Raw genomic sequence first — 7,388 nt, 5'->3', positions numbered from 1 at the left:
CTGCTGCGCCCTCTCCCCCGACCCCTCTCCCGCCTTGCGGGAGAGGGGAGTCCATCACGACCTCAGGCACGCCGGCGTAATGCCCTTCTCCTTCGCGTATTGCGCCGCCGTGGCCTTGAACAGCGGGTGGATCAGGTTCTTGTTGCCTTCGATCCAGTCGGACACCACCACCCACTTCGTGCCGTCCCACTGCTGGATCTTCACCTTGCCGGAGCCTTCGTGGTTGTCGCAGCTCGTCTTGATTTCGGGCAGCAGGCCGGTGGCGCCAAGCTGCTGCAGACGCGCGCCGGTCAGGTTCAGGTTCTCGAAGGCCCAGCGCATCTCGTCGCCGGTCATCACCTTGCCCTTGCCGAACTTCGACTGCGCTACGCGAATCGCTTCAACGGTCACCACGGCCGCCGACACGCCGCGGTTGTAGAGCACCGAGCCGACCTTGTTGCGGTCCTGCATGTTGCCCTTGCCCGCGCCATAGACGACCTTATCGATATCGGCGATCAGCGGCACGTTCTTGCCTGCCACGTTCCAGGTGGCGCTCATGTAGCCCTTGGCGGCCTCACCGGCCGGCACGGTGTCTTCCTCCGACCCGGCCCACCACGACCCGATCATCTTGTCTCGCGCAAAGCCCACCTTCTGTGCGGCCTTAAGCGCGGTCTGGTTCATCACGCCCCAGCCCCAGAAGATCACGTAGTCAGGATTCTCCTGACGGATCTTGAGCCACTGCGCGCCCTGCTCGTTGCCGGGGTGCGCCACGGGAATCTCGACGAGGTTGAACTTGCCGAGCTTCGCCTCCGCTTCCAGCGCGACGATCGGCTCCTTGCCGTAGGCCGAATCGTGATAGAGATAGACGATCTTCTTGCCGGCCAGCGACCCGCCGTTCTTCGTCGCCAGGAACTTGACGATGGCCGATACCTGCATCTGGTACGTCGTCACCAGCGGGAACGCGTACGGGAACACCGAGCCATCCACCGCATCGGTGCGGCCGTAGCCCATCATCACCAGCGGCACTTTGTCTGCAGCGGTCTTGTCGACCAGCGCGTACGAGATGCCGGTGGACATCGTGTGATAGGCCGTGCCCTTACTCGTGCCGTTCTTGGCCTTCAGGCGCTCGTAGCACTCCACGCCCTTGGCGTTGTTGTACTCGGTCTCGCACTCTTCCCATGTCAGCTTGACGCCGTTGATGCCGCCGTCCTTGAGATTGACGTAGTTCAGGTAATCCACGAAGCCGCCATAAAACGACTGACCGTTCGCGCCATACGGGCCAACGCGGTAGCTCGGCAGCGCGACGAACTGATCATTAGCCTGCGCCAGCACCGGCAGCGCGGGCGCCAGCAATGCAGCCGCGACGCTGACCACAAGGGCGGCGCGCTGCACGTTGCGAAACACGGTTGTCATCACAGTCTCCTTCACCTCGAACGGGCGTTGTAATGGGAACGACGTAGAAAGCGGATTCGGAACTAATGCGGGAACGGCCAGAGACGCAGCTTCTCCTTGGCAATCTGCCAGAGCCTGGCCAGCCCATGCGGCTCCACGATCAGGAAGAAGATGATCAGCCCGCCAAACACCATAAGCTGGATATGCGACACCGTGGCGTTCGTGAACGGCAGGTGCAGCATCGCCGCCAGCGCGGGCAGCACGTTGTCGAGAAAGATCGGCAGCAGCAGGATGAACGCCGCGCCGAGGAACGATCCCAGGATGCTGCCCACGCCACCGATGATGATCATGAACAGGATGCGGAACGACAGATCGAGCGAGAAGCCATCGGGCTCCACCGAACCGAGATAGCAGAACGCATACAGCGCGCCGGCCACGCCGCAGTAGAACGAGCTGACCGCAAACGCGAGCAGCTTGGTGCGCATCAGCGGAATCCCGATCACTTCGGCCGCCACGTCCATGTCGCGCACCGCCATCCACGCGCGGCCCGTTGCCGAACGCACGAGGTTTTTGGCAGTCAGCGCCAGCACGGTAACGATGGCCAGCACGAACAGGTACTTCTTTACCGGGGTGTCGATCGGCACACCGAACAGGTCGAGCCGCTGCGCGGTGATCACGCCCGACGAGCTGTTGTTCGACAGCCAGGGAAACTTGGTCAGCGCCCACACCACGAAGAACTGCGCGGCCAGCGTGGCCACGGCAAGATAGAAGCCCTTGATGCGCAGCGACGGCAGTCCAAACGCCACACCAACCACGGCCGCCGAAGCGCCGGCCAGGATGAACGTCAGCAGCACCGGAATGCCTTCGATGCGAAGCTGGAAGTTATAGGCCGCGTACGCGCCCACGGCCATGAACGCCGCAGTGCCAAGCGATAGCTGGCCCGCGTAACCGGTGAGGATGTTCAGGCCCAGCGCCGCCAGCGCGAAGATCAGGAACGGCGTCAGGATGGCGCTGAGCCAGTACTCGGTGCCTGTCAGCGGAATGGCGACGAACGCCACGGCCATCAGCAGCGCGAAGAAGATGCGGTCCTGGCGGATCGGGAAGATCTGGCTGTCGGCAACGTAGCTGGTCTTGAACTGGCCGGATTCGCGATAGAGCATGTCTCGGTCCTCCGTCAGACGCGGTCGATATGCTTCTCCCCGAAAAGGCCCTCAGGCCTCACCAGGAGAAACAGCAGCGCAAACACATACGGGAACCAGCCTTCGATCCCCCCGAAGTTGCCGCCGAACACCGACTGGAACACCGGCGGAATATAGATCTCGGCCAGCTTCTCGGACGCGCCGATGATCAGACCGCCCACGATCGCGCCCGGCACCGACGTGAAGCCGCCGAGAATCAGCACCGGCAGCGCCTTCAGCGCGGTCAGCGTCAGCGCGAACTGCACGCCATTGCGCGATCCCCACAGCATGCCGGCCACCAGCGCGACAAAGCCCGCCACGCCCCACACGATGGCCCAGATGTTCTGCAGCGGAATGCCGAGCGACAGCGCTGCCTGATGGTCGTCCGCCACCGCGCGCAGCGCGCGGCCTACCTTCGTGTACTGGAAGAACAGCGCCAGCCCCGCCACCAGTACTGCGGCAATCAGCGCCGCGGCCAGGTCGAACTTCGACACGACGATATTGAAGCGTGTGAGGATGGCCTCGATCGGCTCGTCGACGATACCCAGCTCGATCGGCCGCACCTCGTTGCCGAACAGCAGCGGCCCCAGCCCTTCCAGGAAGAACGACAACCCGATCGTGGCCATGAACAGCGTGATCGGTGGCTGGTTGACGAGCTTGCGCAACACGAAGCGCTCCGTGCTCATGCCGACGATGATCATGACGATAAACGCCCCGATCACTGCGGCCCACATCGGCAGGCCCTTGTCCATCAGACCCACCACGGCGAGCGCGGCGAAATAGACCATTGCACCCTGCGCGAAGTTGAACACGCCGGACGCCTTGTAGATCAGCACAAAGCCAAGCGCCACGAGCGAGTACATCAGCCCTGACAGCAGGCCGCCGATCAGGATTTCGAAGAAGAAACTCATCGCCGCTATCCTCTCAATGCCTCAATGCACTCAATGTGATGCACCCAGATAGGCGCGGATCACGTCCGGATTCGATTTGACCTCGTCGGGCGTGCCGTCGCCGATCTTCTTGCCGTAGTCGAGCACGACCACACGGTCGGAGATATCCATCACCACGCCCATGTCATGCTCGATCAGCACGATGGTGGTGCCGAACTGATGATTGACGTCGAGGATGAAGCGGCACATGTCCTGCTTTTCCTCCACGTTCATGCCGGCCATCGGTTCATCGAGCAGCAGCATCGACGGCTCGGCGGCCAGCGCGCGCGCCAACTCCACGCGCTTCTGCAGGCCATACGGCAAGCGGCCGACCGGTGTCTTGCGGATTGCCTGGATCTCCAGGAAGTCGATCACCTCCTCGACCTTGCGGCGATGGCGCATTTCTTCGGCACGCGCCGGCCCCCACCAGAGCGCATGGGCGAACAGCCCCGTGCGGAACTGCGTGTTGCGGCCGGTCATGATGTTGTCGAGCACGGTCATGCCCTTGAACAGCGCGATGTTCTGGAACGTCCGGGCGATGCCCTGGCGTGCCGCAGCCGTGGGATGCATCTGCCGCCGCTCCTGCCCGCGAAACACGATGCGGCCCTGCTGCGGGTGATAGACGCCGTTGATCACGTTCAGCATCGAACTCTTGCCTGCACCGTTCGGGCCGATGATCGCGCGGATCTCGTGCTCGCAGACGTCGAACGAGATATCGGTCAGCGCCTTCACGCCGCCGAACGACAGCGAGATGTTCTGCAGATCGAGGATCACATCGCCACGTGTGCGCACATGCGCGGTGGACTCGGGCTGGTGCGCGTCGCCGGTGCGCAGGCCATCGCCGTGCGCGCCTTCGGCATGCCCGGCCGGGGCGATCGCGCCTGGCGACACCATCGTGCCGGAGGCATCCACGCGGGCCATGCCGCTCTGCCAGGCTGTCTGGGTGATTGTCATGCTGTGCCTCCGTCCTCAGGCCGCTCGCGCGCCGCCTACGGGCGGGAAGCGCTTCACATCCACCAGCTTCAGCGTGGCCGATACACTGCCCTCGCGCCCGTCCTCGAACTTCACGCGCGTCTCGATGAACTGCTCCGGCTTGCCCGCATAGAGCGCGTCGATCAGCACGGCGTATTTCTCCGCGATAAAGCCGCGCCGCACCTTGCGCGTGCGCGTCAGTTCGTCGTCATCCGGATCTAGCTCCTTGTGCAGGATCAGGAAGCGCGCGATCTGCGAGCCGGCCAGCATCGCATCGTTGACCAGGTCGGCGTTCACCTGCTCCACGCACTCGCCGATCATGGCGATTACGTCGGGCTGGCCCGCCAGGTCCACGTAGCCCGCGTAAGGCAGATGCCGACGCTCGGCCCAGTTGCCCACGGCATCGAAGTCGATATTGATGAATGCGCAGACGCGATCGCGATCGGTGCCGAACGCCACCGCCTCCTTGATGTACGGGAAGAACTTCAGCTTGTTCTCGATGTACTTGGGCGCGAACATCGAGCCATCGGCCAGCTTGCCTACGTCCTTGGCGCGGTCGATGATCTTCAGATGTCCATCGGCATCGATCACGCCGGCGTCGCCGGTCAGGAAGTAACCCTCGTCGTTGATCGCCTCACGCGTGGCATCGTCGCGCTTGTAGTAGGACTTGAGCAGCCCCACGCCGCGCACCTGCACCTCGCCGTTGTCGGCAATGCGGATCTCCATGCCTGGTGCGGCGGGGCCCACCGTGTCGAACTTGACCTGGCCATCGGGCTGCAGGCACACGTATGCGCAGGTTTCGGTCTGGCCGTAGAACTGCTTCAGGTTGATGCCGATCGACCGGTAGAAGCGGAACAGGTCCGGGCCAATCGCTTCGCCCGCCGTGTAGCCCACACGGATGCGGCTCATGCCGAGCACGTTGCGCAACGGCCCGTAGATCAGCAGTTCGCCCAGCGCATAACGCAGGCGATCCATCGTCGGCACGGGCCGCTTGTCGAGGATGTCCGCGCCGCAGCGGCGCGCCACACCCATCGCCCAATGGAACAGGCGGCGCTTGATCCAGCCCGCGTCTTCCATGCGGATCATGACCTGCGTGAGCAGCCCTTCGTAGATGCGCGGCGGCGCGAAGTAGTAGGTCGGGCCGATCTCGCGCAGATCGGTCATCACGGTCTCGCGCGATTCCGGACAGTTCACGGTGAAGCCCGCCACCATGGCCTGCGCGTACGAGAACAGGTTGTCGCCCACCCAGGCCATCGGCAGGTATGACAGCACGTCGTCATCGGCGCCGAGCCCGTCGAACTGGCAGCCATTGCGCGCCGCGCCGATCAGGCCCGCATGCGAATGGCATACGCCCTTGGGCTTGCCGGTGGTGCCGGACGTATAGAGGATGATGGCCGTGTCGTCGGCAGTGCCGGCCTCCACGCCCGCATCGAAGAAGCCGGGATTCGCCTGGTCGAATTCGCGCCCGATTTCCTGCACGCGTTCGTACGACAGCAGCGACGGGTGATCATAGTCGCGCAGGCCGCGCGGGTCTTCATAGATCAGGTGACGGACGGCGCGCCCGCGTGAGGCAAGCTGGGATTCCACCTCGAGCAGTTTGTCCACCTGCTCCTGGTCCTCGACGATTGCGAACTCGATCTCTGCATCGTCAAGCACATAGACCATCTCGTTGGCGATGGCGTCCTGGTACAGCGGCACGGGCACGCCGCCCAGCGCCTGCGCGGCGGTCATGGCCCAGTACAGGCGCGGGCGGTTGTCGCCGATCACGGCCAGGTTCATGCCGCGCCGGAACCCCAGCGCCGCGAGCCCGCAGGCAAGCGCGCGCACCTCGCGCGCGGCCTGCGACCAGCTGTATGTCTGCCAGATGCCGAGATCCTTCTCGCGATGGGCCGGATGATCCGGCCGCTGCGTGGCGTGCGCCAGCAGGCATCGCGGGAAGGTCGTTGCCGACGATTCCTGCATCGCTGTCTCCTCTCCACCGTGGGGCGCTGGTCGCTTCACACTACGGGACACGCCGGGTATCAAGCCCTCGGACCGGTCGTTATACTTGGCACGTCACATACGGCGCTGCCGCACTGCATCATGCCCGTCTTGCCTTGTTGGTATAGAAGTGCTGGCAAAGGCCGGTTCCGCGTGATCGTAAGATAGCCGATGCCATCCCCCCGGGTTGTCACGCCGATGACAATTCGGGGTTAATCCCTACGGGAGCCAGATGAGTACCGCAGACAACGACTTCATCGACCGATGCGCGTGGGCCGCCGGCCTGACCCTGGAGCAGCGCGAGCGTGTCAAACGCGTGACTACGGTGCGCGAGTACTCGCAGGGCGACTACGCGTGTCACAAGGGTGAAATGGCCGAGCACTGGCTTGGCGTGGTGGAGGGCATCGTCAAGATCACGACCGTGTCGCCATCGGGCAAGTCGGTCACGTTCACGGGTGTTCCCACCGGCGGCTGGTTTGGCGAAGGCGCGGTGCTCAAGCACGAGATCCGCAAGTACGACGTGATGGCATTGCGCCGTTCACGCATCGCCTTCATTCCGCGCGACACTTTTCAGTGGCTGCTGGATACCAGCCTGCCGTTCACGCGCTTCCTGCTGATGCAGTTGAACGACCGGCTCGGCCAGTTCATCGCGGCGGTGGAATACGAACGACTGCTCGACATCGATTCGCGCGTGGCGCGCGCGGTGTCGTCACTGTTCAACGAAAGCCTCTACCCGGGCATCGGCACGACGCTGGAGATTTCGCAGGAAGAGATTGGACTGCTGGCAGGCATCTCGCGGCAACGCGCGAACCAGGCACTGAAGGTGCTGGAGCAGCAGGGGCTGGTGCGTGTGGATTACGGCGTGATCGAGGTGCTCGATCTGGAGGGGCTGCGGCAGTATGGGGAGTGAAGCGTGGAGTTTCAAATGCTGCTGACCGGCTCCCCTTATATGAACACC

Annotated in this window: 6 protein-coding genes; 1 reads left to right on the top strand and 5 read right to left on the bottom strand. The window is 63.8% G+C overall.

Going from position 1 to position 7,388, the window contains the following annotated elements:
- Window positions 1-54 precede the first annotated feature (54 nt).
- The 5 genes from B552_RS0126505 to B552_RS0126485 all read right to left on the bottom strand — a co-directional run bounded on the left by B552_RS0126505 (window position 55) and on the right by B552_RS0126485 (window position 6,412).
- Window positions 55-1,392 (bottom strand): ABC transporter substrate-binding protein, encoded by a 1,338-nt coding sequence (locus B552_RS0126505; protein WP_019452089.1) that lies wholly within the window; start codon window positions 1,390-1,392, stop codon window positions 55-57.
- Window positions 1,393-1,454: 62 nt separating this feature from the next.
- On the bottom strand, window positions 1,455-2,531 hold the full coding sequence (locus tag B552_RS0126500) for a branched-chain amino acid ABC transporter permease (protein WP_019452088.1): 1,077 nt from the start codon (window positions 2,529-2,531) through the stop codon (window positions 1,455-1,457).
- A gap of 14 nt (window positions 2,532-2,545) precedes the next feature.
- Window positions 2,546-3,460 carry a branched-chain amino acid ABC transporter permease gene (locus B552_RS0126495; RefSeq protein ID WP_019452087.1) on the bottom strand — a complete coding sequence of 305 codons (915 nt, stop codon included), beginning with the start codon at window positions 3,458-3,460 and terminating at the stop codon, window positions 2,546-2,548.
- A 30-nt stretch (window positions 3,461-3,490) separates the two neighbouring features.
- Window positions 3,491-4,432, bottom strand: a complete 942-nt coding sequence (locus B552_RS0126490) for an ABC transporter ATP-binding protein (protein WP_019452086.1) — start codon at window positions 4,430-4,432, stop codon at window positions 3,491-3,493.
- A 15-nt stretch (window positions 4,433-4,447) separates the two neighbouring features.
- On the bottom strand, window positions 4,448-6,412 hold the full coding sequence (locus tag B552_RS0126485; RefSeq protein ID WP_019452085.1) for an AMP-binding protein: 1,965 nt from the start codon (window positions 6,410-6,412) through the stop codon (window positions 4,448-4,450).
- A 250-nt stretch (window positions 6,413-6,662) separates the two neighbouring features.
- Between B552_RS0126485 and B552_RS0126480 the strand changes: the two genes are divergently transcribed.
- On the top strand, window positions 6,663-7,340 hold the full coding sequence (locus tag B552_RS0126480) for a Crp/Fnr family transcriptional regulator (protein WP_019452084.1): 678 nt from the start codon (window positions 6,663-6,665) through the stop codon (window positions 7,338-7,340).
- Window positions 7,341-7,388: the final 48 nt, after the last annotated feature.

The organism is Cupriavidus sp. BIS7 (genome assembly GCF_000292345.1).
Taxonomy (GTDB): Bacteria; Pseudomonadota; Gammaproteobacteria; order Burkholderiales; family Burkholderiaceae; genus Cupriavidus.
Note: the sequence above shows the minus strand (reverse complement) of the source record. Positions and strands in the feature narration are given on the sequence as shown.